We start from the raw sequence: 24,256 nt of genomic DNA on the forward strand, positions 1-24,256 counted from the left end.
TCACTGTCAACTGTCAACTGTTAACTCTTTGGCTTGATCGCGCAGCGCCACTTCGTGATCGAGACTTTGATCATTTTGTATTCTCTCAATAACACCATGCCCAATAGCTTCTTTTGCAATACGAATGGCATTAAAAATAGAAGGAGCTTGAGAGCTACCATGACTGACAATACAGACACCATTAACTCCTAAGAGTAATGCCCCTCCATGTTCAGCATGATCAATACGTTGTTTGATACGTTTAAGATTAGGCTTAAGAATCCCCGTCCCAATTTTACCCCTCACACCGAAAGGCAACTCTTCTTTGATAATTTGTAGCATAATTCCTCCAACTGCTTCAGCAAACTTCAGAAGAACATTCCCAACAAAACCATCACAGACGATGACATCAAAATCTCCTGACAATACATCTCTTCCCTCTGCATTACCCACAAAAGAAATCTTGGGATTATTACTTAATAATTTATAGGTTTCTTTCGCCAATTCATTACCTTTACTCGATTCTTCACCAATATTGACTAAACCTACTTTGGGATTTTCAACTTCTAATACATATTTACTATAAATTGACCCCATAAGGGCAAATTGCTCTAAATACTTAGGCTTACAATCAACATTTGCTCCTACATCAAGGACAATAACCGATTTATTGGCGTACATTGTCGGAAATACAGCACCAATAGCAGGACGATCGATTCCTTTAATACGGCCTAATCCCAGTAAAGCCGCCGCCATAGCCGCCCCAGAATGACCGGCGGAAACGACTCCGTCAGCTCGTTTTTCTTTAACCAAATTCATGACAACATTGATGGAAGCGTTCGGTTTACGACGGACTCCCACAAGAGCTTCTTCTTCCATGGAGACAACACCATCCGCAGGGACAATTTCGATATTATTGACAGTGTTACCATGTTTTTCTATTTGTGCCTGAATTGCATCAGGATCACCGACTAATAGTATATCTACCTCAAGTTCTGCTGCGGCACGAATTGCACCGGCAACAATCTCATCAGGGGCGTTATCTCCGCCCATTGCATCCACTGCTATTTTTGTGCGTGTCTGTGCCATTGCTTAATTTATAGGGTTAAAATCTCTCAAATTATATCATAGTAAGGGGGTGAACAATTGACAATCAAAGTATTTCTTAAATTTTTGATTTATTAATAGCGGCTAAAATTGTATTTTTCACAGATTCAAATTGTTTTTTTAAGGCAATTTTACTTAATTCTGGTTGATTTGCTCCTCTAATGGATAAACTTTTATCAATAAAACTCTGTAATTGTTTATTTTTTTCTTCATTTATTTTAACCGTTAATAACTCTTTATATTTATCTGGTTTTTTAAGTTCAAATAAAAGAATATAATATAAGCCTTTATCTACTAAATTATTACTAATTTGATGACCAATTTCTGTTTTTAAATCTAAGTAACAAGGCAACCATTTCGGTTCATTACTACGGTTGTATAGTAAGTTAACCCATAAAATCATCGGATGAGGATTAAGTTGAAACATAAAATGGTTAAAACAAAGGGTTAATTTAGGTTGAAACATATTTATTTCATTAGGTTCTAACATTGTCCATAAACTAGAAAATGCGCCTTCCTGTGCCTCAGTTAAGCAGGGAAAAACTATTTTTTTACGGGGTTTATCACTAGGCCATGGACTTTGATAATAAGTTTCCTGTAATGACAAAATTTCATTATTATTAATAGGTTTAACAGTAGAATAAATAGGTAATTTTTCTTCTGTATTTGGTTTATTATATTCTCTTTCTAAGGGAGTAATAACTTTAAGAATTTCACCCATATTTTGAGGTCGATCAAGAGGTGATTTAGAAAGGCATTTCATGATCAAAGATTCTAAATTAGAAGGCAGTTGTAAATAACTAGGTAAAGGTTTTGGGATATTTTCTTGATGGGCTTTATACCATGATTGAAAAGTACGATTTTCTGCTTCTATCGGTTTTGTTTGGGTTAACATTTGATACATTAACACTCCCAAACTATATATATCTGATGTGGGGGCTAATTCTTCTTCTGCCATTTGTTCGGGAGAACAGTATTCGGGAGTCCCCATGAAGTGTTGTTGTGTCGTACCTTGTCCGGGATCACTAATCTGGGCAATGCCAAAGTCTAAGATTTTAACGATCGTTTGTTTTTGTAAATCTCGTGCTAAAAAGATATTACTAGGTTTTATGTCTCGATGAATAATAGGGGCTAGTTGTCCATTAACTAAAATACCGTTGTGAGCGCATTCTAATCCGATACAAATTTGACGAATTAAGAACAAAAATTTAGCAAGGGAAAGAGATTTTTTCTTGACTAATTGATCTAAATCATCACCTTCTAAATATTCCATCACATAAAAGGGAACTTGATCGGTGCCGATACCATAGTCTTTTACCTTTACAATATGATTACTTTGCTCTCCTAATAAAGCACTTATTTTCGCTTCTGTCTCAAATCTCGATCGCATTTTTTCATCTAATAATGCCTGAGATAGAAATTTAATGGCGACAATACTATCTCCCGATGATTTATCGATCGCTTTGTACACTTGTCCCATAGCACCTTTACCGATTTGATTAATCAATTGATAACGATTTGCTAACAAATTACCCGATTCATTGCCAAAGGATTTTACGAGATCTGATAAAGGTTTAAACATGGATTTAGCGTCAGGATAGCTGTCGTAGATTTAGTCGTCAATTATAACATTTTGGCGCTATGGGGAATTTGTCACTCATGATTAGTCATTTGTTAATCAGGAGTAATAAAGATAGGAGATAGGAAAAATGGGAATAAAATTGATTATTTATAAACAAAAATTGATTTTAAATTCTTTTGTTAATTGTTAATTGTTAATTGATTTAATATCTTACTTGTTTTGCTGTTTCAAAGAAGACTCTGACATTTTCTTCTGGTGTACCTACTAACACGCCATGACCAAGATTGAGAATATGTCCACCTTTTCCTGCTTTATTTACAGTATCATAAATTCTTTGTTTAATAAATTCTGGTGAACCAAATAAGACTCCCGGATCAATATTTCCTTGAACTTTCATCTGTGTACCTAATCTTTGTCTCGCTTCTGCCATATCAACAGTCCAATCAACGCTGACAATATCAACTCCTGATTGTCCCATTCTTTCTAACACTCCGGCACTACCACTAATATAAAGAATTAAAGGAGTATCAGGATGAGTAGCTTTAACTTGTTCAACAACTCTTTTTTGATACGGTAAAGCAAAGGTTTCGTAGTCTTGAGGACTTAATTCTCCTGCCCAAGAATCAAACATTTGTACAACTTGAGCTCCACAATCAATCTGATAACGGACATAAACGGCGATCGCATCTGCAACTTTACCTAAAAATTTATGTAAAATATCAGGCTCAGAAAAAGCCATACTTTTAATCACAGCATAATTTTTTGAGCTTTTACCCTCAATAGCATAGGCGGCTAAAGTCCAAGGTGCACCAACAAAACCCAATACAGTGGATTGATTACCGACTTCTTGTCGTAAAGTATTGAGAATAGTCTTAATGAATGGTAAAGATTCTTCAGGGTTAAGAGGATGTAATTTTTCTACTTGCTCTAAACTACGAATAGGAGGATCAATAATAGGCCCTTTACTCTCAATAATATCGAAGGGAATACCAATACCGGGTAAAGGAGTTAAAATATCAGAAAACATAATTACTCCATCCGGTTGGAAAGCACGCCAAGGTTGTAAAGAGATTTCAATTGCTAAATCAGCGTTTTCCGATCGTTCCCTAAATCCGGGGTATTTATCTCTTAAATCACGATATACTTTCATATAACGTCCAGCTTGACGCATCATCCATACCGGAGGACGATCCAATATTTCACCACGGGCAACCCGCAATAGACAAGGCAAATCGCTCATTATATATATTTTTTCTTATTTTAAGGGCATTTTTTAGCTTACCATTACACCTCTACACTCTCCAAAGAATGTAACGATCTATGAAGAATTGACTAATCCATATTTAACTCAGATTTTGCATCAGTACAATAATACCAACAAAACAAAATAGAAAAAATTAATTCTTATCACTTTTCCCTCTCGTCACTAGGAATTTATGATAGAAGTGCAAGATCTATTTAACGAGATAGTGCAAAAAAATTTCTTGATCTATTTGTTTTACTTCTATTAATGTTAGATTGATCGATCGATTAAGTAAATTGTTATCTAGTAAATTGGTAGCAGTTTTTGTGCCAATAATTAAAGGGCAAATAGTTAACCATAAATCTTTAATTAAATTTTCTTTTAACAAAGATGATATTAATTTACTTCCTCCTAAAATACCGATTTTTCTATAGTTTAAAAAGTGTAATTGTTGTAAAATGTCTCTCCAATTAAAAGGATAATTAAATGTAAATATTTCTTGAAAAAAGTTATTATCATTTTCTTGATTAAAAGTATTAATTTTTTCGTGCCAATGAATTAAACCTTTATCTGTCGTTAACAATCCACGAGGTAAAGATTGACAAAAAAAAGGCAATGTTGGATTAATATTTCCCGATGGAGAACAAACTATATTTAATGGTTGTAATGGTTGATTATTTTCTCGTCTTTTTTCTAATAAAAACGGATTTTTGATCACTAAACTTGTACCATAGGCTCGTAAAGTATTCCCTCCAAAAACGATCGCATCATACCCAGATATTTGGGTTTCTAAATGTTTTAAATCTGCTTTACTACTAAATCTAGCTGGTTTATCGGATGCTGTGCTAATTTTACCATCTACACTCATGGCTACGATCGCACTCAAATAGGGTAATTGATGGTTTGTTGATACTAGAGAAAATTCACTATTCACTTTTAATTATTTATAGATTTTGCCGATTAACTGATCATTTTTCATTTGTGATTCATAATTATCGATTTCCTCTAATAAAGTGGCTAATTCTACTTGTTTTTCTAAAAATTCCGTATAGGAAACAAGATTACTTAATCCATTAACTAAATTTCTCAAGTTTCTCCTAAATTCAGGATCTCCAGTAAATTCTTCTATTTCAGATGTAATTTTAGCAGTATTAGCAAAGGTAACTCTAGCAGAATCAAGGGTTTGTTGTAAGGTTACTAAGTTGGTGGGATTATTTAATTCTTTAGAAAGTGCGAGGAGATTATTACTTATTTCTGTTAAGTTTGTACTACTGGTTTCAATATTTTTAGCAATCTTTTCTACATCGGCAGTATTATTAACTCTGGTGACTAATTGATCCGTGTTTTTCGCTAATTGACTAACATTTTTAGTGGTTTCGCTTAAACTGGCGATCGCATTACTAAGACTCGATCGATTATCATTGATAACTTGATTAAGATTATTAGTCAGTGTCGTAATTTCTGCGGGAATATTACGATAATCTTCTGTTAGAAGTTTAATCTGTTCAGTCGTTACATCCGCCGTACGAGAGAGAGAATCTGCTGTAGTAGAGAAAGATTGTGCAGTATCTCCAACTTGGTTAGCCGCTTTAGAAATTGTGGCTAAATCTTTTTGAGCAGTTCTGGTGAATTCTGACATTTCATCAGTTAATTGAGAGACTTTTGTCCCGGCTTTATCCATATTTAAGACGGCATTATTGATATTATCAAAAAGACTATCATCATTAAAACGATCGGCTAAACGACTTAAACTTTCTACTAAATCTGGACTAGCTTGACCATTGATTTTCTCTTGATTACAAAGTATTAAATTTTGTGTAGAACAATCTTCGCTTAAAGGACTAATTTGTTTTGCTTCTTCTGTAAGCTCACTTTCGGGAATTAAATTAACGCTAACATCCCCTAATAATCCTGATCGAGTAGTTGACACTCTTACCTTAGAAGGAATTTGTAATCCTCCGTTAATTTCCGTAACGACTTCTACCCCGTTACTACCCGGATTAATAGCGACAATTCTACCTACACCAACGCCTCTAAAAAAAACTCGCCCCCCTTCTCTTAGTCCTCCCGCATTTTCAAATAATAAACTTAATTGATAAGTATTATTTTGGAACTTATAACCTTTGAGAAAAAATATTATTCCTCCAAAAACAACTAATCCTAATAACAAAAATAAACCCACTGCACCTTCTCTAAATAATCTCGATCGCATAACATATCATCCCGTAAAAATTTAATTAACAACGAAGAACTAATAAATATATAACAGTTTTAGATGAGTTGTGAGATTTGTATTATATCAACTTAATGATATTCAATTTTAAAACCTCATGGTCAATTACCAATTATTTGATAGGCCCTTCGGTACTGGCATTAAAAAATTGTCTAACCAAAGCATTTTCAGTGGTATCAATCTCATTTATATGACCTTCCCATTGAAACTTGCCTTCATATAAAAACACTAATCTTTCCCCCGTACGACGAATAGTACTATTTTGATGACTAACCATAACATAAGAGTTGCAACTAGAAAAATTCTTTTGTAAACTGCGTACTAAGTTTTCTACTACTGTTGAAGCAATAGGATCAAGTCCTGCGGTGGGTTCATCATACAATACAACTTCCGGTCGTTCTTCTGGTTTATCAGGGTTAAAAATAATCGCCCTTGCAAAACTAACTCTTTTTCGCATTCCCCCCGATAATTCTGCTGGAAAAAGATTAGCAGTTTCTGGAGATAATCCCACCATTTCTAAGGTTCGATCGACAATTTCACCAATTTTACTGCGAGAGAGTCCAGAATGTTCATATAAAGAAAACCCGACATTTTCCCTAACCGTCAAGGAATCAAATAAAGCGGCCTGTTGAAATACCATGCTTATAGCCATGAGTTCTCGATGATCCTCAATCAAGCCAATTCTTTTCTCTCCTTTGACATAAATTTCCCCGTCATCAGGTTCTGTTAAACCAGCTATTAGTCTTAAAATAGTCGATTTTCCTGTACCACTAGGCCCAATAATCACTAAAGCATCATTAGGATAAATTTTTAAATTAGCCTGATCTAAGATAATGTTATCTCCAAAGGCTTTACAAACCCCTCTTAATTCGATGATTGGTTCTACCATAAATAATGAGTAATTAGGAATGAATAAATTTTCTCCCGTCTCTAGTTTTTGAACTCCAAACCCTTAATTATTACATTCTTTTTCGACCTCACTATAAATTTTTTTCCATATTTTCATTTGTTTTTCGTCTTTTGAATCGATCGATTTAAGATGAGAATTATCGGCATAAAAAATCTCATTAGTTTTAGCGGTAATTCCTGATTTTGAGCAATTACTAATTTCTTTGAATGGCATCGGTTCATCAGGATCTTTTTCTATTCCGTTGGTTACTTCTGTGTTGTTTTCCGAAATGCTTTGAGAAGGGTTATTTTCCGTTTTCGATTCAAGAGGATTTGGATCTACTTCAGAAGAAATATTATTATCTGTTTCAGTAGATGATTCACCAATATTATCTTTTACTTCTTCAACCTCTTCTATTTCAGTATCTTCTTTGTCATAATCTGATTTTACTTCTGTATTAATTTTTAAGTTTAATCCTTGTAACGCTTCACGATCGCATCCCACCAATAAGCCACTCATAGCAAACAATACTAAGAAAATAATTTTCATAAATTTTAAAAAAGTTATAAATAATATCTAATTTTATCAATATTTTTAGGGAACTAAATTTTGAGTTCCGATGGCGAAGTTGTTGTCAATGATTCGATCGGTGCAGGTGATGATAAATCAGTATCAATAAAACTACGAGCAGAAACCACCACCAAAGCAAATAAGGCGATTAAAATTGTTACTAGAGGAACTATCTGTTGACGAATAAATTGCATAATTAATCTGAATAATAAATAAATTTTCTTTGAATCTTAAAATGATTCTAAATCTGGATCAAACTCTTACCGTTGCTAAATTTTGTTAAGGAATAAATAACCCCTTTGATTCTAACCATTCAGCATTATAAAGACGGGATTGATAACGAGCGCCACTATCACACAAAACCGTTACGATCGTATGACCCGGACCCATTTGTTTTGCCAAAGCAACCGCCGCGCCTACATTAATCCCAACAGATCCTCCCATAAATAATCCTTCTTTGCGTAATAACTGATAAATTACTCTTAAAGCCTCTTGATCATTAACTTGAATCCCATCATCGATCGGCACATCCTGCATATTAGCGGTAATTCGACTATTACCAATGCCTTCAGTAATAGAATTACCCTCTATTTTGATCTGTCCAGTTTTTATATAACTGTATAAACCACTACCAAGAGGATCAGCCACAACACACTTAATATTGGGGTTTTGTTCCTTCAAAAACAAAGAAACCCCCGCAAAAGTGCCTCCTGTACCTGTAGCCGCTACCCAAGCAGACACTTGATGATCAGTTTGTTCCCAAATTTCTTTCCCCGTCGTTTCGTAGTGAGATTGACGATTTGCCAAATTATCAAACTGATTTGCCCAAATAGCATTATCCATCTCTTGAGCAATTCTACCAGACAATTTAACGTAATTATTTGGATCTTTATAAGGCACGGCAGGAACTGCTCGTACTTCAGCCCCTAAAGTTCTTAAAGCGTCCATTTTTTCTTGAGATTGAGTTTCAGGGATGACTATTACACATTTATATCCTTTTGCGTTACAAATGTGAGCTAGACCAATACCAGTATTTCCAGCAGTACCTTCTACCACTGTACCACCGGGTTTCAATAATCCTTGAGCTTCCGCTTGTTGAATTATATATAGTGCGGCTCTATCTTTCACAGAACCCCCCGGATTTAAAAACTCCGCTTTTCCCAAAATTTCACACCCTGTTTCTTCACTAAAACTATTTAAGCGAATTAAAGGAGTGTTACCAATAGTTCCTACAAAGCCGTCTTTAATATCCATTACTCAATATTTTTTTTAACTCTGATCGTCTAAAGTTTCTATTGTACAATCCAATTAACTTCTGCGTTAATCTCTAGATTTTTTTTTTCAAGCTAAAATTTTTATGGATAAAACCTTGACTTTTTTTTTTTTCTGCGACATAATATTAAATGTATCAACTGCGGGTATAGCTCAGTGGTAGAGCGTCACCTTGCCAAGGTGAATGTCGCGCGTTCGAATCGCGTTACCCGCTTTAATATTAGTTATAAATCAGCTTTTTGACTATTTGTTATCCCTAAAGGGATAGTATTAGTGTGATTTCGGAGTTCTTGTAAAAGTAAAATGGCAGTATTTCTACCTATTTTGGTCGTGTCATTTTTCGTATAAATTTACAACCTGTCACTTATTTTTGATACATATATGCTACTTTTAAATATACACTTAACAAGGTAATAATCTAATATTATATTGTAATTTGTTGAGTAAACTTCAGTGTTTTCCTTATCTTCTTGACTGAACTTTATCAATATCAAACTATTCCTATGCTTAGTATATAAGTCCTCATTTATTATTTAACAACTGTGACGGGAATACCCAAAGAGACTAATTTAAAAAGTTCTTTAATGTCACTGTTTTTCATTCTTACGCAACCATGAGATACAGCTTGACCGATCAAATGTTCTCCTGAAGTGCCATGAAAACCGATAAAATTTTTATCGTCACTCCAAAACCCTATCCACCTTTCTCCTAAAGGATTATTAGGGCCAGGAGGAGATATTTTACCTGTCCAAGGATTTTCCCAAGAGGGATTTTCGATCATCTGAATAATTTGAAATTGACCTTGAGGAGTTTCCCAACCTTTTTTCCCAACAGCGACAGGGTAACTGGCAACTAATTGATCTTGTTCATAAACTTGAACTTGTTTTGCTCCTAGTCGCAGCACAACTTTAATATTGATTACTTCATCAGGAAGATATAGGTAAGCATTAGCGTTTTTTAAGGGAGGCAAGGAAGGTAAATCTACTTGTAGTAGTTCATTTGTTGATGTCTTAGTAGATTCAGAAGCGAAACTGGAAGATACACTGGTTAGACAAAAACCCAATGTAATAAGGGAAAGAAGGGATTTTTTGCCCAGAAAACAATCAAGAGGATTCGATTTCATTTGTGGTAACTTAAGATAACCTACCTATTAGGATAACAAGCTCTGACTCGATCGATTTTTATCGTGCCAAAGCCTGTCAATATATTAAGATTTATTGTAACGGAAAATTACCACAATCCACGAACAGGTTGATTATATTGTTCAACTTGTGGCTCTGGCGTATAGGTATTGGTAGGAGCCATTACTTCACGAGGAGGAATTTCCCTGGTAGTAGTACTAGACTTTTCCATCTCCGCCCAAATAGCTGCAGTACGCTCATTGAGTGAGCCAGTGGATGCGACTTGTTTCCAACCGTATTTTGCTTTAAGTCTACTAATCCATTGGGGATGACCTGTTTGTACTAAACGGTATCTTCCATCTTCTGTTTTCTGTACTAATACATCTGAACCGGGACAAAAACCGCCCTCACTATGAAAAACGACTCCTTCTTCAGTCTGAATAAAGAGAATTCCGCCACTTTTTCCAATGACTCGTCCTAATGAATAGTCACTCCATTCCATTTGTTCACCACCATTATAAGTGTCATGACCTTCTAATTGACTAATTAATGTGGTAGAAGATGACGGAGATTCAGTATTATTATTTAAGCTAAAAGCATCAACTGGTTTGACACTAGCACTTAAAAATAGTCCTAAACCTATGGTTGTGAAGTATTGAAGATTTTTTAAATTCATAATTTGCCTCTTTTTTGTTATTTTGTTTTATTATCGTCTTTCTACTTAAATGATACTTATTTTTCAAGTAAAGGTATCAATTTCTTTGTTAAAAATTAATAATCTCCGAATAAATGATCCAATTTTGGTTTCATCAGTTGTAAAACAAAAAACAATTTGATAGAAAATCAAGTATAAAAAGAAGATAAAACAATTATAAAGATAAGGTAATTAAGATTTAAAAATTTGTTTCCTATTTTATTTATTATTAACGGGCAATTCCTCTTAATTCTTCTGTTTCGATCGGTTTGATTAGATACAAACAAATTAAGTTCCAGAATATTGCAATTTGTAGAGGCAATTTTTGCAAAAATTTAATGATCGAAGGTGCTGTACTTTCGCTTATATTTGATAATTGTAGGTTATAGTCGGAACATCTTTCCAAACGAGAGAAAAACTCGGGGTGTTCGGTGTCCAAGATAACAGGAAAGGCTTTAGCTGATGTGTTATTAGTATTTTTGGTAACGGCTCGATCGTACTCTCTTGCATCTAAACCCACAGATTCGTAAAAATCGGCTCTTTCATGAACTGTTAAAGTATGGGTAGCAAAAACAGACAATAAGAAGAATCTTGACCATAATTTTGCTTTCCATCCCTTCCACATAGAAGATTGCGATCGAAGTAGTGCATTAAAAATATCTCCGTGACGACTTTCATCTTGACACCAATGCTCAAACTTTTTGAAAATGGGATAAAATTGGTATTGAGGATTGCGTTCTAAGTGACGATACATAAGAATATAGCGCCAATAACCTATTTTTTCTGAAAGATAAACAGCATAAATAATCCATTCTGGTTTGAAGAAAGTATAAACTCTATGTTTAGTTAGATAACCTAAATCAAGAGAAATATTAAAATCACTCATTGCCTTGTTAATAAAACCAGCGTGACGAGCCTCATCCCTTGCCATTAAATGAAAAATCTCCGCTAATAAAGGATTACGATCTTTCAATTGACGAGATAATTCCTTAAAGAGAATAAAACCCGAAAACTCTGAAGTACAAGATCTTTCTAAAAAGTCAACAAAAGCTGTACGAGTCGTTTCGTCAATATTGCTCCAATCTTTTTCAAAATCTTCATCTCTAACAAAGTGATTACGATTATAGTCATTCTTCATTTCCGCAATCATCGCTTTCAATTCTTCTTCCTGACTAGATAAATCCATATTTGCCATCGCTTCAAAATCTGTTGTATAAAATCTTGGGGTTAAAAGGGTTTCTTTGACGGCGGTTTTCTTAATCGGTTTGATAGTTGTTACAGTCATTTTTATTTATCACTTAATCGCTATATTTCTTTTTATTATTTTAATTATAAGGAGAATAATCAGCAAGAATCTTTACATTACTTAACTTTTTTCTATCTATCTTTTGTTTATTAAATAACTTTGCTCATTGCTGATAAAACTAATGAAATTCATTTATTTTTTTTGATAAGAGAATTCTTCAAATTGTATTTTTACTAATATTGTAAAGTTTTAATAAGTTATCTTGGCAATAAACGATTAATCGCTATAGAGTAATTTATATAAACCTTAACAAAATCACTATTAAAATAAATTGATGACGGTATTAACTCAAGAAAAAATAGGAATCCAAAACAATTTACTCCCTAGTAATTCCAGAAAAAAAGCCAGAGAATTTGTTAAAACATTACAGGATAAAATTTGTCAAGGCTTAGAAGCAGTAGATGGAAAAGCTAAATTTCATGAAGACAATTGGCAAAGAGAAGAAGGTGGGGGAGGACGCACAAGAGTAATTCGTGATGGTGACGTTTTTGAACAAGGAGGTGTTAACTTTTCTGAAGTTTGGGGAGATACTTTACCACCTTCCATTTTAGTACAACGTCCCGAGGCCGCAGGTCATGGTTTTTACGCTACGGGTACATCTATGGTATTACACCCTAAAAATCCCTATGTACCTACTGTACACCTCAATTATCGTTACTTTGAAGCAGGTTCTGTATGGTGGTTTGGCGGTGGTGCAGATTTAACTCCTTACTATGGTTTTGAAGAAGATGCAATTCATTTTCATCAAACTTTAAAACAAGCCTGTGACAAGCATAATCCTGAATATTACCCTACTTTTAAACGTTGGTGTGATGAATATTTTTACTTAAAACATCGTCAGGAAGCTAGAGGTATTGGTGGTATTTTCTTTGATTATTTAGACGATCGAGGTATCCTTTATGGCGGTTCAGATCATACTGGTTTAGCTCATCAGTATAGCGAAAAAGTGGGTCGTGTGTCTCATTCGTGGGAAGATTTATTTAATTTTGCTCAAAGTTGTGGTGATGCCTTTTTACCTTCTTATATTCCTATTGTCGAACGTCGTAATAACATAGAATATGGAGACAGAGAACGACAGTTTCAATTATATCGCCGAGGACGTTATGTAGAATTTAATTTAGTGTACGATCGAGGTACTATTTTTGGATTGCAAACGAATGGACGTACAGAGTCTATTTTAATGTCTTTACCACCTCTTACTCGTTGGGAATATGGTTATACTCCATCAGAGGGAAGCCCAGAAGCAAAATTGACAGAGTATTTCTTACAACCCCAAGAATGGGCAAAAATTAACGAAAAATGAGAAATTAGGTATAAACTCAAACCCATAAAAGTTGCATAATTTAATATGAGTAAAAATTGATAAAACTCTTATTTTTTGCCTTTTGCCTATCTTTACCATTTTACTTAAATACTTTTCAGCTCAATAATTGACGACGTTTTTGTTCAAATTCATACTCAGAAATTAAACCCTCTTGACGCAATTTTTCTAATTCCCTGATAGCTGTAGCAATTTCTGTTACCTGTTGGGGATTCCCTGTTATTTGGGGTGTTGTTTCTGTTATGGAGTTAAATCCTAGATTCAATAAATCAAAGTTTTGGGTTAAATACAATACAACATCGATCGCACAAGCAATACGAGCTATCGGACTTTGCCAACTAAGCAAAAAATAAATTACTCCCCATAGGGGTTGTCCTAGATAAAATTTGTGTAAGCCAACTAAAGGAGTGAAACTACCAATTAAAGCCAAAATAATTGCCAATGTCTTTTTTTTTGGTTGATTCAACAAGTCAGTAATTTTAGATGCCATCATATTTCGAGTTTACGGAAATCCGTATTTAAAAGACAATCTTGACGATTTTATAATTATGTTAGGTTAAATTTAAAAGTTTTATTTTATATAATATATATACTGTGGTAAAGAGGTAGAAATGGGATTTTTTGATTCAGAAGTCGTACAACAAGAAGCTAAACAGTTATTTGAAGATTATCAATCATTAACAAAATTAGGTAGTGAATTTGGTAAGTTCGATCGAGAAGGTAAAAAAATCTTTATCGATAAAATGGAAAATATGATGGAACGTTATCGTATTTTTATGAAAAGATTTGAACTGTCAGAAGATTTTATGGCTAGAATGACGATCGAACAGCTAAAAACCCAATTAAATCAATTTGGTACAACCCCCGAACAAATGTTTCAACAAATGCACTTAACCTTAGAGAGAATGAAACAAGACATTTAGAATTAGGGAGAAAACTAATTTATAAGTTCGGTTTTACTCAACCACATTAACCAATCAAATTGATACATTGTAATTATTCGATTAATTATTTTTTAGTGCTGATATTGACAATATAAGGAGAAAAACAGTGAATTACAGATCCAACCAAAATAATAAGTTTTTTAATCAGTCTGAAGGGGATAATAATTTTTTAGAATATCTGCAATCTTTAAGTCCAGATACTATTAATCAACTTTCTAAACCTCAATCTCAGGAGGTGTTTCAAGTAATGGAACGTAATATTATGGGGATGTTGGGTAATTTACCTTCGGAACATTTTGGAGTGATGGTTAGTACTAATAGAGAAAATTTGGGACGTTTATTAGCTTCTGCCATGATGAGTGGTTATTTCTTGAGAAACGCAGAACAAAGAATGGATTTTGAAAAGGCTTTATCCGCTGGCGATAATTACCACGAATACCCAGATTCTTCTTATCATGAGGAAAGTTAAAATGGAAAATTTTAATAACACCCTTGCTCAAATTATTCTTTAAGGAAGTCTAATTTTTTGATTTATTTTTATTGTGAATGTTTCGTTTAGCTGTAGAAACTGATTTTGAGATTTTAAGAATAATCTATCGTGATACTGTCCAAAAATTAGCTCCTAGTTTATATTCTCCAGATCAAGTTATAGCTTGGTCATCTTCCCCTGATAATATTCCTAAGTTTTATAATTTTATTTTTAATGCTAATACTTATTTACTAGAAGAAAAAGGGAAAATAATCGGTTTTTGTGGTTTAAAATCTGATGGACACATTACCTCATTTTATATTCATCCGGATTTTACTCGTCAAGGTTATGGTACTCAATTATTAACTTATGTGGTAGAAAAAGGCATAACCCAAGGAATTTTAAGATTCTACACAGAGGCAAGTTTTTTTTCTGAACCTGTTTTTTCCCGTTGTGGTTTTAGTATTGTGGGAATGGAGACAGTGAAATATGGAGATGTTTCTTTCGATCGATATAAAATGGAGAAAGTAACTTAATCAGGACAAGATTAATGAGTGAAAGTAGTTTTAAAGCATTCACCGAAGAGTTAAAAAACCAGTTTTCAATTATTGGTACTTTTATCGCTATTCTTTGGATTGTAGAAATTGTTGATCAATATTTTTTCAATGCCCGTCTCGATTATTTTGGTATAATTCCCAGAACAGTAGTCGGTTTAAGAGGTATAATTCTAGCACCCTTTCTTCATGCAGATTTTACTCATCTTATTGCTAATACTCTTCCTTTTGCTGTATTAGGATGGTTGGTGATGTTGCAAAACACCAAAGATTTTTATACAGTAACTTTATATTCGATCGTTGTAAGTGGTTTAGGTGTATGGTTATTTGCTAATCCCAATTCTATTACTGTTGGTGCTAGTGGTGTAATTTTTGGGTATTTAGGTTTTTTGTTACTGAGAGGTTATTTTCAAAAAAATACTCCCTCGATCGCGCTATCCTTAATAGTTGTGTTTCTCTATGGTGGCATGATTTGGGGGGTATTGCCTTCTAATCCTCATGTCTCATGGTTGGGGCATTTATTCGGTTTTATCGGTGGAATCTTCGCCGCTAAAGAGATTTCGGGAAAATAAATAAAATAATAAATTTAATTATTTACTAATTTGTGTTTACAGGATTAATACAGGGAATTGGTAATATCAAGGCTTTGGGGAATGATTTATTCGCCATTGACATCGATAAAAATGCTCAAGATTCAATTTGTACAGATTTAGCTATCGGTGATAGTGTTGCTGTTGATGGTATTTGTTTAACCGTGGAAAAAATTGTTTCTGGAGGTTTTGTAGCTACGGCATCTCCTGAAACCTTACAACGTACTACTTTAAGTGAAAGTACTAAAAAAAATAGAAAAGTCAACCTCGAAACTTCTTTGCGGGTAGGTAGTAAAATAGGAGGACATTTTGTTAGTGGTCATGTGGATGGTATTGGTTGTTTATTAGAATCCGTAAATAGTCAAAAAGCGTGGGAAATGACTTTTTTTGCCCCTTCACACCTTGAAAATCAATGGAATAGTTATATTTCACCTTACATTGTTTCTAAGGCTAGTATTGCGGTTAATGGTATTAGTTTAACTATTGCGGAATGCGAGCGAGACGGAAAATGGTTTAAAGTAGCTGTTATCCCTCATACCTACGCACAAACAAATCTATCCTTACTAAAATCAGGAGATGAAGTTAACTTAGAAAGTGACATATTAGGAAAATATGTGGACAGATTAATTAGTCATCGTCTTGATAAAAAGTCCCCTCAAGAAAATATAACCTTAGATTTTTTGTTAGAAAATGGGTATAGCAATTTTATCTAAGTTGTAAGATTTTGATTGAGTCAAATTAATATTAAATTTATCCCCCTAAATAAGCCTCTAAAACCCTTTCATCACTTTGTATTTTATCAGGAGTACCATCAGCTAAATTAGTTCCTTCTGCAAGTACCCAAACATGACTACAAAGAGACATGATCATATCCATATTATGTTCAATGATGAGAAAAGAAATTCCCTGTTGATTCCAATTGACGATATGTTCGCAAATTTGATTAATAAGTGTCGGATTAACTCCTGCGGCCGGCTCATCCAGTAAAATTAATTTAGGATTCGTCATTAAAGTTCTTGCCATTTCTAAGAGTTTTCGTTGTCCTCCTGATAATGCACCGGCATAATCATAGGCTTTTTCTGCTAATCCTACGGATTCTAATATGTTCATAGCTTTAGCTCGATTTTCTTTTTCCTCTTGGCGGATTTTACCCTGATTCACTATTACGGATAATAAATTTTCACCTGTTTGATTTTGTCTGCCAAGCAACATATTTTCTAACACGGTTAAACGGGATAATACTCTAGCTACTTGGAATGTGCGAATAAAACCCTGTCTAGCTATTTGATGAGGATTTAAGTTTTCAATCGGTTTGCCGTCAAATAAAACTTTTCCTGTGTCAGCTTTTAAAAAATTAGATAATAAATTGAATAGGGTACTTTTTCCTGCACCATTCGGACCTATTAAGCCCGTTATACTGTTATATTTTACTTCTATACTGGCATTGTTCACCGCTTTTAAGCCTCCAAAACTCTTGGATAGATTGTTAGCCATGAGAATAGAGTCAGATAATCTCGATCGATTTTGTTGCTCCATCGGTTCTATACTAAGAGAAGTCATAATTTATACTATAAAATTATCGTAAATCATAAAAAATAAATATTTAGCTAATAAAATAATCGATCGCTAAAATTAGGATCGGTATTAATTTTTTTTATTGGTTTTCATTGTGCCATAGAAATTCACGAAAATAAAATTTTATCTTGAAAAACTTTGTTATTATTTGAGCTCAAAGTTAATATATTGAGCCATCATGAAAATATGCTATTATAATTACAGGTTAATAGTTGCGACTAAAATCTTGAAAGACAAGAATTTCTTATCGAGTTTTGTCTTACATGACTTAACCTCATTGTTAGGGGTGATGCACCTCATAACAGTTTTTTTCCTTTTTTCCCCTAGTGTTACGATCGTAAGGTTGAAAACCTGAGATATATTGATTAAGTAACCTAAAAAAAGATCGGAAAGAATACCTTATAGACTTTTAGTCAGGGTAATTGTCAAGATTAAGGTAACTATTGTTTAAAGATTAACCATAAAGGGATCAAGATTTGTGTTATATCTGGCAGAAGTAAAAAGTCAAAATAGAGGATTCGTTGGTGGCTTTAAAACAGAGCTAAAACTATTGGCTTCTCAAGGAACGGATCAAACGTGGAATGCAGTGGCAGGAGAAGAAATTGTCATTAGTGATACCATTGCAGATCAAACGGGGAAAGGAACTCTTTATATTCTCAATGTAGATAATAATAAACAAATACAGGGTTCTCCTGAATTGGCAGGAAATCGTGTTGTTAACTATCTCCGTCATCTTTCTCGCACTCTAGAAAAATCCAAAGAGCAAGAAACAGAAATTGAAGAATGGAAAACTTCCTTAAAAATACAAGGAGAGGAAATAGCGAGAAGACAAGCAGAGTTAGATCAAGTACAACAGCTATTACAACAGCAACAAGATGAATTCGCTCAGTTAGAAAAAGAAAAAGAAAATTTGAGTGGAGCATGGGAACAATTAAGAGAACAACAACGCTTAATTGCTCAAAATCAGGCTGTAAAAGTAGAAATGCAAAGTAAATTAAATTCTATTTTAGGAGATGTTGGTGATGCTTCTTTAGGGAGAAATAATCTACAACAGATTTCTTTTAGTGTTGATAATCAACAGAAGTTGTTGGATGATTATTGGCAAAGTGTGAACTCAATAAAAAGTTCTTTAGAACAAAAACAAGTAGAATTAACACAGAAAAAACAAAATATTGAACAACGCCGCCAAGAGGTACAGTCTTTACAAAATAACTTACAAAAAGCGATCATTGGTTTACAATCAGATCAAAGTTTGTTAAGGGAAAAAGAAACCTCTTTACGACAACTCAATACATATTTAGATGCGATCGCTAGATTAGACCAGGAAGTTTCTTTCTTGGCTGATGATGTCGATGATATGGATATAGATTTTCAAGGCTTAGAAAGTATGCCTTTAGGAAATTTAGAAGAAATAGTGAACAAGATACAACAAGAGACAGCAAAACTGGTTAATTTTGTCAACTTACAAGAAGAAGAATTGACTTTACAAGCCAATGAAGTAAAAGAAGTTCAAAGCAAACTGGATCAAGCTACAGACGTTGATAAATTTTCTTTAGAAACAGAATTAGCTGACGCACAAGAAGCAATGAAGTTGTTAAATGAGACTTTAGTAGGACAAAGAAGAACTTTAAAGAAACAACAAAAAATGCTTAATGAACATTTCAAAATTTTGAGTCGTCGTAAAGGAGTAATGGACGTGGACTTTGCCGAAACGGTTAATCTTAGACCAATGTTAGGAGAAATTGAAACTCAACGGAGTTTAATTCAACATAATAGGGATAAACTTGCTCAAGAAGTCAATGTTTTAAGACAAAGTACTACTCAAATTGAACAAAGTGTTTCCGTACAAAAACAACAGTATGACGAACAATTTAATCAATTTCAACAAGAGGAAGAAGGATATTTGCAATTGTATAAAGAAGTAGCTCAAATTGAATCTCAAATGAAGTTTTTAGAGCAGGGTTTACATCCCATTCAAGAACAATTAAACAATATTCGTAATAGTATGCAAGGGTTGGAACAATTTAACCAAAAATTTACCCATGTTATAGATGAATTGCGATCGATGTTTTAAATGGACTTGTTTGTAATTACTTTAGAATCGGAAATCCTATTTAATTCTCTTTGATATTTGTAGTTGGTATTTATTACATTACTAATATATCATTAGGGTCAGGAGAAGTTGTAAAAACAATATAAATAATTCCTGTACCTAAAAGAGTGATCGCCAAACTAAATAGAATTACCCATCGATCTGGTGGTTCATATGTATCTTCTTCAATATCACGACGGACAATAAAATATTGCATTGTAGAGAGTAAAACTGTAAGTAAGCCCACCACAGAAAAAACTAAACCCATTTTCCAACCAATACCGGGGCGGGGTAATTCGGGAGGATGAAAAGCACGAAGACGCAAGATTACCACCCCAAAGCCCATTAATCCTACAGAAGTGCGCATCCAAGCTAAGTAAGTTCGTTCGTTTGCTAAATGATCTCTGGTGCGAGAGGGGTTTAATTTTTTTGCAGTAGCTGAGGTTTCTTTTGTCGGCTTGGTAAACAACATGATATTTATATATTGTATTTAGTTCATCTAAAGAATTAGAAGAAAATTTCTCGCAAAGACGTAAAAAGGACTATTTTAGCCCTAAATTGTGGTATCAAGGGAGCAAATGCGTAAATCAAGACAAAGTTTTTTATAAGTCATTTTTGTCTATCTTTGAGTTTAGTCTTCTTCTGAAAGTCGATTTTGTTCGAGATTGATAGCCCATAAATAACTAACTATTAAGGCTAACGATGATAACCAGAGATTTTCTTGAACAATATAAACTCCTAAACCAATTAAAACACAAGGTACGAGGCTATTTCCATAACTCGTTAAAAGATCAGAAATGGCATTTATATTCGTTAATTTATAAGCAATTAAACACCATACTGCTACTAATACGAAAAAAGTTATTACCGTAATCAATAAATCTTGAACAGTAGTACTAGCGAATAAAGGTAGATAAACACTAATATTATCACTCCCATTGGCGATCGTTACTGCCGCTACCCCATAAACTTGAGGAGAAAGAAAACGAGTTAACCAGTTAGAATTATCATGATTTATCGACAAATTTTCTGTTTTATCAGAATCTGATTGTCCCATGTTATAAAGATAAATTATTCCTAAAATCACTGGGATAACTCCTAAACTTTTGAGGAAATGAGTTGGAAGGAAAAAAGTCCCAAAAAATCCCGGTAAACTAGCTAAAACTAACAAGATAAACCCTAAATATTGACCCATAATAATTTGCCGACGACGAAATAATACATTTACTTGAGCAAAAAATAAGGTCAAAATCATAATGTCATCAAGATTCGTAACAGTAAAAGTGGCGATCGCTTTAATAATAGCGGTAATAAAATCTGTCATAGTTATTCCTTCATTGAAGATCAATAAGTTTAATTCTTCTTTTCTTCACTGTAGAAGGGATAATCCATAAAAATCAAACGGTTTTTTTTGTTCAACCCATAAATAAAAATGATAATTAAATAATGTAGATTGAACATTTCAAGTTATTTTTTGGTAAAAACAATACCCAAAATGATACAATCCCAAAAATATTAAAGATGAAAGTAAATACATTTTAAAATAAAATGTGCAAAAATGAAAGTCATCAATAAAAAAAGGTGTAAATATATGACGGCAATGATATTACGAGACGCATTTTCTTTAACAACATTGAAACAACACCAAGCTATATACCAAAAACGTTCATTATTACCTCTACGCAAAGATGGTTTTTGGCAAATTCAATCGGGAATTGTTCGGACTTTCCGTTGGCTTGATGATGGCACAGTGGTTGTTTTTGGATTATGGGGAGAAGGAGATATAATTTCCCCTTTGGTTTCTAAAGTTAATTCTTTCAGAATACAATGTATCACTGATGTCAAAGTTAGTTACTTATCTTTACATCAACAAACAGAAATTAATCAAGGCTTAATCAATCAAGCTCAAGAATTACAAGAATTAATGGCTATAAAACATTATCGTCCTGTGAATGAAGCCTTAGTGCAACTACTGAGATGGTTAGGTAATAAGTTTGGTCAACAGAGGAAAAATGGTATTTTAATTGATGTCCGATTAACTCATCAAGAAATAGCAGAAACTATTGGTACAACTAGAGTTACTGTTACTAGGTTATTAACATTATTTCAACAAAAAGGTCTGATCGATCGACCCAATAAACATACAATTATCTTAAAAGACATTTGAAAAAATATTAAGAAACAATTACAATTGCTATTTAATTGCTTTTTAGACTAAAATAAACTAAAATTATTTTATAAATAGAAAAAACTAATTACTTCTAAAAATAAAATAACGTAAAATTATAGTACATAGAAAATCAGAAAAATACATTCTTTGATTTCTTGTAAATAACCTTATAGATTAGGAGAAAATGATGAAAAAATTAAAAGTTTGGCTAGTAAGTTTGTTGTGCATTGCAACTTTTTTAATTGCATCTCCAGTTTTAGCCGATAGAATCGCCGAAAAAAGTCCAGATTATCCCATTGTGGTAGAGAATTTGAATGCTTTATTGACTCTAAAATCAGATCCTCAACAAACAGAATATACTCCAGAAGAATTAAAACAGGCTATTAGCGAATTAGAATTTCAAAAATATGTTTTAGAAACCTCTGAAGATTGGGGAATTTGCCGTAATGAAACGGGAAAAAATCTTGCCATTTACGCACGTAATCAAAAAAAAGCAACTCCTAATACTCTATTTTACTTAGGTGATGGGCAGGAAACTGATGATAATTGGGACTGTGAAGCCGTTTATATTCCTAACGATGTTAATGTCGCATCTTTAGAACTTCCTGATGGTCAACCATCGGCAGTTAGAATTCTTGACGGTACAAATTTAACCATCAGTACTAATCCTGACACGGGAGAATTATTACTAGATGCTCCTTCTGCCTTAATTGAAGTCGTTGATGCCACTGATACAACCTTGTCAATTCCTAATGTGACTCAAACAGAAATTGATGCACAAGTAGCTAATGCACCTATTGATTAATCATAGCTTTTTCCTCTTGCACAATTACAGAATAATTAAAAAACTTTTCTTTGTGTCTTTGCACCTTTGCGAAAGATTTCTAATTCTTTAATAATGCAATAAATAATACTTTTTGAGGACTAAGCTCTGACGATGAACTTTTGTCGAGGGTTTATCCCTCTTTTTTAATCTTAAATTTTATGTTTAAAATATGGCACAAATGACGTTGGATCAATTGCGGGTATTCCTTGCCGTTGCTGAACATTTACACTTTACCCGTGCCGCTGATACTTTATATATTACTCAACCTGCCGTTAGTGCGGCTATTCAAAATTTAGAAACAGAATATGGTGTCAAGTTATTTCATCGTTTAGGGCGACATATTGAAATTACGGAAGCTGGAGAATTATTAAAATTAGAAGCACTTAAAATTTTAGATCAAGTAGCATTAACGGAAAGAGCATTAAAAGAATTAAATAATTTACAAAGAGGAGAGTTAAAAATTGGTTCTAGTTTAACTATTGGTAATTATTGGTTGCCCGAAAAAATTAGTCATTTTCAGCGCAATTATCCTCAAATTAGTATTAATTGTACTCTAGCAAATAGTGAAGAAATTTGTTTAGGAACTGAAGCGGGAAAATTTGATTTAGGCTTAATTGAAGGAGAAGTAAAATCCAGTTTTAATGATATTTTACACCAAGAAGAAATTGGTAGCGATCGACTATTAGTTATTGTGGGCAGACAACATCCTTGGTTTAAACAAGAAAAAATAAAATTGACTGAATTAAAAAATACGGATTGGATTATGAGAGAATCGGGATCAGGTACACAGCAAAGGTTAGAAGAAGCTTTAATTAAGTGGGGAATTAACCCGAAAATATTAAAAACCACCTTAATTTTAAATACAGGGGAGATGATTAAAGCAATTTTAGAAGATACTCAATGTGCGGCGGGAATATCAGAATTAATGGTTAAAAAAGAGATTGAATTAGGTACTTTAAAAGCTGTTAAAATTATAGACGATCGAGGGTTATCAATAACTGAACAAAAGAAAAAAAACTTAGAATTGGATATGATTAGACCATTTTTAAAAATTAAACATAGTGAGCGTTTTCAAACACGAATTTCACAAGTTTTTGAAAAAATTTTATCTTGAACAGAGATTTTTTAAGGTGAATATTACTCATCTTTTATTTAATTTATGCTTTTCTCCAAATCTTAACATCATGTAAGTCACTATATTTTTTCTGAGTTTCCATTAAATCACGTACGGAATCATTTACGATCGTTATAGTTAATCTTAATTATTATCCCATTTTTCTGGTTGCATTAAATCAATAAGATGATCTCTGAGTAAGTAACCATTCAACTCTAATTCGATTTCTATTTTATGCCATTCTCTAGCAGGAATAAAATTACAAATAGTATAAATTGGTTGTTGGCGACTTAATAATCCTTTTTTTACTAACTGACGTACTTTTTGTTTAAGAGAATTTATGGAATAATTTAATTGTATATTCATAAGAATTTTTGGGGTAAAGTAGATAATAATTACAGTTTTTTTTTGGAAAAACGATCAATTTTTGAACGAATAATGTAAGGAAATAATTAAAATATTGATAATATAACTAACTTTTTCAACAAGATTTGATAGATTTTAAAAATTTTATAATTGAGGTTGCAGTGGCGATCGATCTTAAAACTAAATTCTAATAATTAAAAATGAGAATAAAATGATATTGAAACTTAAGTCTGATTTTT

27 protein-coding genes and 1 tRNA gene are annotated in these 24,256 nt (G+C 33.2%); 11 read left to right on the forward strand and 17 right to left on the reverse strand.

The window, feature by feature from the left end; translation table 11 throughout:
• Positions 1–6: 6 nt before the first annotated feature.
• The 9 genes from plsX to GM3709_RS07305 form a co-directional block, all read right to left on the reverse strand.
• A complete protein-coding gene (plsX, locus tag GM3709_RS07270) occupies positions 7–1,068 on the reverse strand; it encodes a phosphate acyltransferase PlsX (protein ID WP_066117866.1) in 1,062 nt (353 codons plus the stop codon).
• Positions 1,069–1,144: 76 nt separating this feature from the next.
• On the reverse strand, positions 1,145–2,668 hold the full coding sequence (locus GM3709_RS07275) for a serine/threonine-protein kinase (RefSeq protein WP_066117868.1): 1,524 nt from the start codon (positions 2,666–2,668) through the stop codon (positions 1,145–1,147).
• Between the two features lie 202 nt (positions 2,669–2,870).
• Positions 2,871–3,908, reverse strand: a complete 1,038-nt coding sequence (hemE, locus tag GM3709_RS07280; RefSeq protein ID WP_066117871.1) for a uroporphyrinogen decarboxylase — start codon at positions 3,906–3,908, stop codon at positions 2,871–2,873.
• Positions 3,909–4,122: 214 nt separating this feature from the next.
• Positions 4,123–4,845: a RibD family protein gene (locus tag GM3709_RS07285; protein ID WP_071828026.1), complete on the reverse strand. Its 723-nt coding sequence runs from the start codon at positions 4,843–4,845 to the stop codon at positions 4,123–4,125.
• A 6-nt stretch (positions 4,846–4,851) separates the two neighbouring features.
• Entirely contained in the window at positions 4,852–6,123 is a 1,272-nt protein-coding gene (locus GM3709_RS07290; protein WP_066117873.1) for an MlaD family protein, read from the reverse strand.
• A 133-nt stretch (positions 6,124–6,256) separates the two neighbouring features.
• Positions 6,257–7,033 carry an ABC transporter ATP-binding protein gene (locus GM3709_RS07295; protein WP_066117875.1) on the reverse strand — a complete coding sequence of 259 codons (777 nt, stop codon included), beginning with the start codon at positions 7,031–7,033 and terminating at the stop codon, positions 6,257–6,259.
• A gap of 63 nt (positions 7,034–7,096) precedes the next feature.
• On the reverse strand, positions 7,097–7,582 hold the full coding sequence (locus tag GM3709_RS07300; RefSeq protein ID WP_066117877.1) for a hypothetical protein: 486 nt from the start codon (positions 7,580–7,582) through the stop codon (positions 7,097–7,099).
• 53 nt (positions 7,583–7,635) lie between these two features.
• Entirely contained in the window at positions 7,636–7,797 is a 162-nt protein-coding gene (locus GM3709_RS20680; protein ID WP_173645706.1) for a hypothetical protein, read from the reverse strand.
• 85 nt (positions 7,798–7,882) lie between these two features.
• On the reverse strand, positions 7,883–8,857 hold the full coding sequence (locus GM3709_RS07305; protein WP_066117879.1) for a cysteine synthase A: 975 nt from the start codon (positions 8,855–8,857) through the stop codon (positions 7,883–7,885).
• A gap of 160 nt (positions 8,858–9,017) precedes the next feature.
• On the opposite strand from GM3709_RS07305, the gene GM3709_RS07310 reads away from it, so the two are divergent.
• Positions 9,018–9,089, forward strand: a tRNA-Gly gene (locus GM3709_RS07310).
• 315 nt (positions 9,090–9,404) lie between these two features.
• Here the strand turns inward: GM3709_RS07310 and GM3709_RS07315 are convergent.
• From GM3709_RS07315 to acsF, 3 genes are all read right to left on the reverse strand, one after another.
• On the reverse strand, positions 9,405–9,998 hold the full coding sequence (locus GM3709_RS07315; RefSeq protein WP_066117881.1) for a L,D-transpeptidase: 594 nt from the start codon (positions 9,996–9,998) through the stop codon (positions 9,405–9,407).
• 107 nt (positions 9,999–10,105) lie between these two features.
• The gene (locus tag GM3709_RS07320) at positions 10,106–10,672 is read right to left on the reverse strand and encodes a hypothetical protein (RefSeq protein ID WP_066117882.1); all 567 of its coding nucleotides are present in this window, start codon (positions 10,670–10,672) and stop codon (positions 10,106–10,108) included.
• A 247-nt stretch (positions 10,673–10,919) separates the two neighbouring features.
• Positions 10,920–11,975: a magnesium-protoporphyrin IX monomethyl ester (oxidative) cyclase gene (acsF, locus tag GM3709_RS07325; RefSeq protein ID WP_066117884.1), complete on the reverse strand. Its 1,056-nt coding sequence runs from the start codon at positions 11,973–11,975 to the stop codon at positions 10,920–10,922.
• A gap of 295 nt (positions 11,976–12,270) precedes the next feature.
• Here acsF and hemF point away from each other — a divergent pair, with 295 nt between their 5' ends.
• Positions 12,271–13,299 carry an oxygen-dependent coproporphyrinogen oxidase gene (gene hemF / locus GM3709_RS07330; RefSeq protein WP_066117887.1) on the forward strand — a complete coding sequence of 343 codons (1,029 nt, stop codon included), beginning with the start codon at positions 12,271–12,273 and terminating at the stop codon, positions 13,297–13,299.
• Positions 13,300–13,414: 115 nt separating this feature from the next.
• Here hemF and GM3709_RS07335 read toward each other — a convergent pair whose 3' ends face one another.
• Positions 13,415–13,807, reverse strand: coding sequence for an NINE protein (locus GM3709_RS07335; RefSeq protein ID WP_066121804.1), 393 nt, complete (start codon positions 13,805–13,807; stop codon positions 13,415–13,417).
• Between the two features lie 121 nt (positions 13,808–13,928).
• Here GM3709_RS07335 and GM3709_RS07340 point away from each other — a divergent pair, with 121 nt between their 5' ends.
• The 5 genes from GM3709_RS07340 (at position 13,929) to ribE (ending at position 16,587) form a co-directional block, all read left to right on the forward strand.
• Positions 13,929–14,240, forward strand: a complete 312-nt coding sequence (locus GM3709_RS07340; protein ID WP_066117889.1) for a DUF1825 family protein — start codon at positions 13,929–13,931, stop codon at positions 14,238–14,240.
• Positions 14,241–14,367: 127 nt separating this feature from the next.
• A complete protein-coding gene (locus GM3709_RS07345; protein WP_066117891.1) occupies positions 14,368–14,730 on the forward strand; it encodes a DUF760 domain-containing protein in 363 nt (120 codons plus the stop codon).
• A 77-nt stretch (positions 14,731–14,807) separates the two neighbouring features.
• Positions 14,808–15,266, forward strand: a complete 459-nt coding sequence (locus GM3709_RS07350; protein ID WP_066117892.1) for a GNAT family N-acetyltransferase — start codon at positions 14,808–14,810, stop codon at positions 15,264–15,266.
• A 14-nt stretch (positions 15,267–15,280) separates the two neighbouring features.
• Positions 15,281–15,856 (forward strand): rhomboid family intramembrane serine protease, encoded by a 576-nt coding sequence (locus GM3709_RS07355; RefSeq protein WP_066117893.1) that lies wholly within the window; start codon positions 15,281–15,283, stop codon positions 15,854–15,856.
• Between the two features lie 32 nt (positions 15,857–15,888).
• Complete coding sequence (gene ribE, locus GM3709_RS07360) at positions 15,889–16,587, forward strand: riboflavin synthase (protein ID WP_066117894.1); 699 nt, start codon at positions 15,889–15,891, stop codon at positions 16,585–16,587.
• 37 nt (positions 16,588–16,624) lie between these two features.
• Here the strand turns inward: ribE and GM3709_RS07365 are convergent, their stop codons facing one another.
• Positions 16,625–17,434: an ABC transporter ATP-binding protein gene (locus tag GM3709_RS07365; protein WP_396229698.1), complete on the reverse strand. Its 810-nt coding sequence runs from the start codon at positions 17,432–17,434 to the stop codon at positions 16,625–16,627.
• A gap of 493 nt (positions 17,435–17,927) precedes the next feature.
• Between GM3709_RS07365 and hmpF the strand changes: the two genes are divergently transcribed.
• Complete coding sequence (hmpF, locus tag GM3709_RS07370; RefSeq protein WP_066117895.1) at positions 17,928–19,523, forward strand: pilus motility taxis protein HmpF; 1,596 nt, start codon at positions 17,928–17,930, stop codon at positions 19,521–19,523.
• 73 nt (positions 19,524–19,596) lie between these two features.
• Here the strand turns inward: hmpF and GM3709_RS07375 are convergent, their stop codons facing one another.
• Positions 19,597–20,013 carry a YidH family protein gene (locus GM3709_RS07375; protein WP_066117897.1) on the reverse strand — a complete coding sequence of 139 codons (417 nt, stop codon included), beginning with the start codon at positions 20,011–20,013 and terminating at the stop codon, positions 19,597–19,599.
• A 159-nt stretch (positions 20,014–20,172) separates the two neighbouring features.
• Positions 20,173–20,865 (reverse strand): cadmium resistance transporter, encoded by a 693-nt coding sequence (locus GM3709_RS07380; protein ID WP_066117900.1) that lies wholly within the window; start codon positions 20,863–20,865, stop codon positions 20,173–20,175.
• A 267-nt stretch (positions 20,866–21,132) separates the two neighbouring features.
• Between GM3709_RS07380 and GM3709_RS07385 the strand changes: the two genes are divergently transcribed.
• The 3 genes from GM3709_RS07385 to GM3709_RS07395 all read left to right on the forward strand — a co-directional run bounded on the left by GM3709_RS07385 (position 21,133) and on the right by GM3709_RS07395 (position 23,651).
• Positions 21,133–21,708 carry a Crp/Fnr family transcriptional regulator gene (locus tag GM3709_RS07385; RefSeq protein WP_066117902.1) on the forward strand — a complete coding sequence of 192 codons (576 nt, stop codon included), beginning with the start codon at positions 21,133–21,135 and terminating at the stop codon, positions 21,706–21,708.
• A gap of 187 nt (positions 21,709–21,895) precedes the next feature.
• Positions 21,896–22,516, forward strand: coding sequence for a hypothetical protein (locus GM3709_RS07390; protein ID WP_231937634.1), 621 nt, complete (start codon positions 21,896–21,898; stop codon positions 22,514–22,516).
• A 190-nt stretch (positions 22,517–22,706) separates the two neighbouring features.
• Positions 22,707–23,651, forward strand: a complete 945-nt coding sequence (locus GM3709_RS07395; protein ID WP_066117907.1) for a LysR family transcriptional regulator — start codon at positions 22,707–22,709, stop codon at positions 23,649–23,651.
• Between the two features lie 144 nt (positions 23,652–23,795).
• Here the strand turns inward: GM3709_RS07395 and GM3709_RS07400 are convergent, their stop codons facing one another.
• Positions 23,796–24,017, reverse strand: coding sequence for a DUF4327 family protein (locus GM3709_RS07400; RefSeq protein ID WP_066117910.1), 222 nt, complete (start codon positions 24,015–24,017; stop codon positions 23,796–23,798).
• Positions 24,018–24,256 lie beyond the last annotated feature (239 nt).

The organism is Geminocystis sp. NIES-3709, assembly GCF_001548115.1.
Lineage (GTDB): Bacteria > Cyanobacteriota > Cyanobacteriia > Cyanobacteriales > Cyanobacteriaceae > Geminocystis.

Bases quoted from the DNA above. Each gene is read 5' to 3' on its own strand.
- hemF (WP_066117887.1), top strand. From the start codon at position 12,271: ATGACGGTATTAACTCAAGAAAAAATAGGAATCCAAAACAATTTACTC.
- acsF (WP_066117884.1), bottom strand. From the start codon at position 11,975: ATGACTGTAACAACTATCAAACCGATTAAGAAAACCGCCGTCAAAGAA.
- GM3709_RS07365 (WP_396229698.1), bottom strand. From the start codon at position 17,434: ATGACTTCTCTTAGTATAGAACCGATGGAGCAACAAAATCGATCGAGA.
- GM3709_RS07385 (WP_066117902.1), top strand. From the start codon at position 21,133: ATGACGGCAATGATATTACGAGACGCATTTTCTTTAACAACATTGAAA.
- GM3709_RS07300 (WP_066117877.1), bottom strand. From the start codon at position 7,582: ATGAAAATTATTTTCTTAGTATTGTTTGCTATGAGTGGCTTATTGGTG.
- hemE (WP_066117871.1), bottom strand. From the start codon at position 3,908: ATGAGCGATTTGCCTTGTCTATTGCGGGTTGCCCGTGGTGAAATATTG.
- GM3709_RS07315 (WP_066117881.1), bottom strand. From the start codon at position 9,998: ATGAAATCGAATCCTCTTGATTGTTTTCTGGGCAAAAAATCCCTTCTT.
- GM3709_RS07295 (WP_066117875.1), bottom strand. From the start codon at position 7,033: ATGGTAGAACCAATCATCGAATTAAGAGGGGTTTGTAAAGCCTTTGGA.
- GM3709_RS07275 (WP_066117868.1), bottom strand. From the start codon at position 2,668: ATGTTTAAACCTTTATCAGATCTCGTAAAATCCTTTGGCAATGAATCG.
- plsX (WP_066117866.1), bottom strand. From the start codon at position 1,068: ATGGCACAGACACGCACAAAAATAGCAGTGGATGCAATGGGCGGAGAT.
- GM3709_RS07320 (WP_066117882.1), bottom strand. From the start codon at position 10,672: ATGAATTTAAAAAATCTTCAATACTTCACAACCATAGGTTTAGGACTA.
- GM3709_RS07305 (WP_066117879.1), bottom strand. From the start codon at position 8,857: ATGGATATTAAAGACGGCTTTGTAGGAACTATTGGTAACACTCCTTTA.
- GM3709_RS07335 (WP_066121804.1), bottom strand. From the start codon at position 13,807: ATGGCATCTAAAATTACTGACTTGTTGAATCAACCAAAAAAAAAGACA.
- GM3709_RS07390 (WP_231937634.1), top strand. From the start codon at position 21,896: ATGATGAAAAAATTAAAAGTTTGGCTAGTAAGTTTGTTGTGCATTGCA.
- GM3709_RS07355 (WP_066117893.1), top strand. From the start codon at position 15,281: ATGAGTGAAAGTAGTTTTAAAGCATTCACCGAAGAGTTAAAAAACCAG.
- GM3709_RS07290 (WP_066117873.1), bottom strand. From the start codon at position 6,123: ATGCGATCGAGATTATTTAGAGAAGGTGCAGTGGGTTTATTTTTGTTA.
- GM3709_RS07375 (WP_066117897.1), bottom strand. From the start codon at position 20,013: ATGTTGTTTACCAAGCCGACAAAAGAAACCTCAGCTACTGCAAAAAAA.
- GM3709_RS07380 (WP_066117900.1), bottom strand. From the start codon at position 20,865: ATGACAGATTTTATTACCGCTATTATTAAAGCGATCGCCACTTTTACT.
- GM3709_RS07340 (WP_066117889.1), top strand. From the start codon at position 13,929: ATGGGATTTTTTGATTCAGAAGTCGTACAACAAGAAGCTAAACAGTTA.
- GM3709_RS20680 (WP_173645706.1), bottom strand. From the start codon at position 7,797: ATGCAATTTATTCGTCAACAGATAGTTCCTCTAGTAACAATTTTAATC.
- GM3709_RS07400 (WP_066117910.1), bottom strand. From the start codon at position 24,017: ATGAATATACAATTAAATTATTCCATAAATTCTCTTAAACAAAAAGTA.
- GM3709_RS07350 (WP_066117892.1), top strand. From the start codon at position 14,808: ATGTTTCGTTTAGCTGTAGAAACTGATTTTGAGATTTTAAGAATAATC.
- GM3709_RS07395 (WP_066117907.1), top strand. From the start codon at position 22,707: ATGGCACAAATGACGTTGGATCAATTGCGGGTATTCCTTGCCGTTGCT.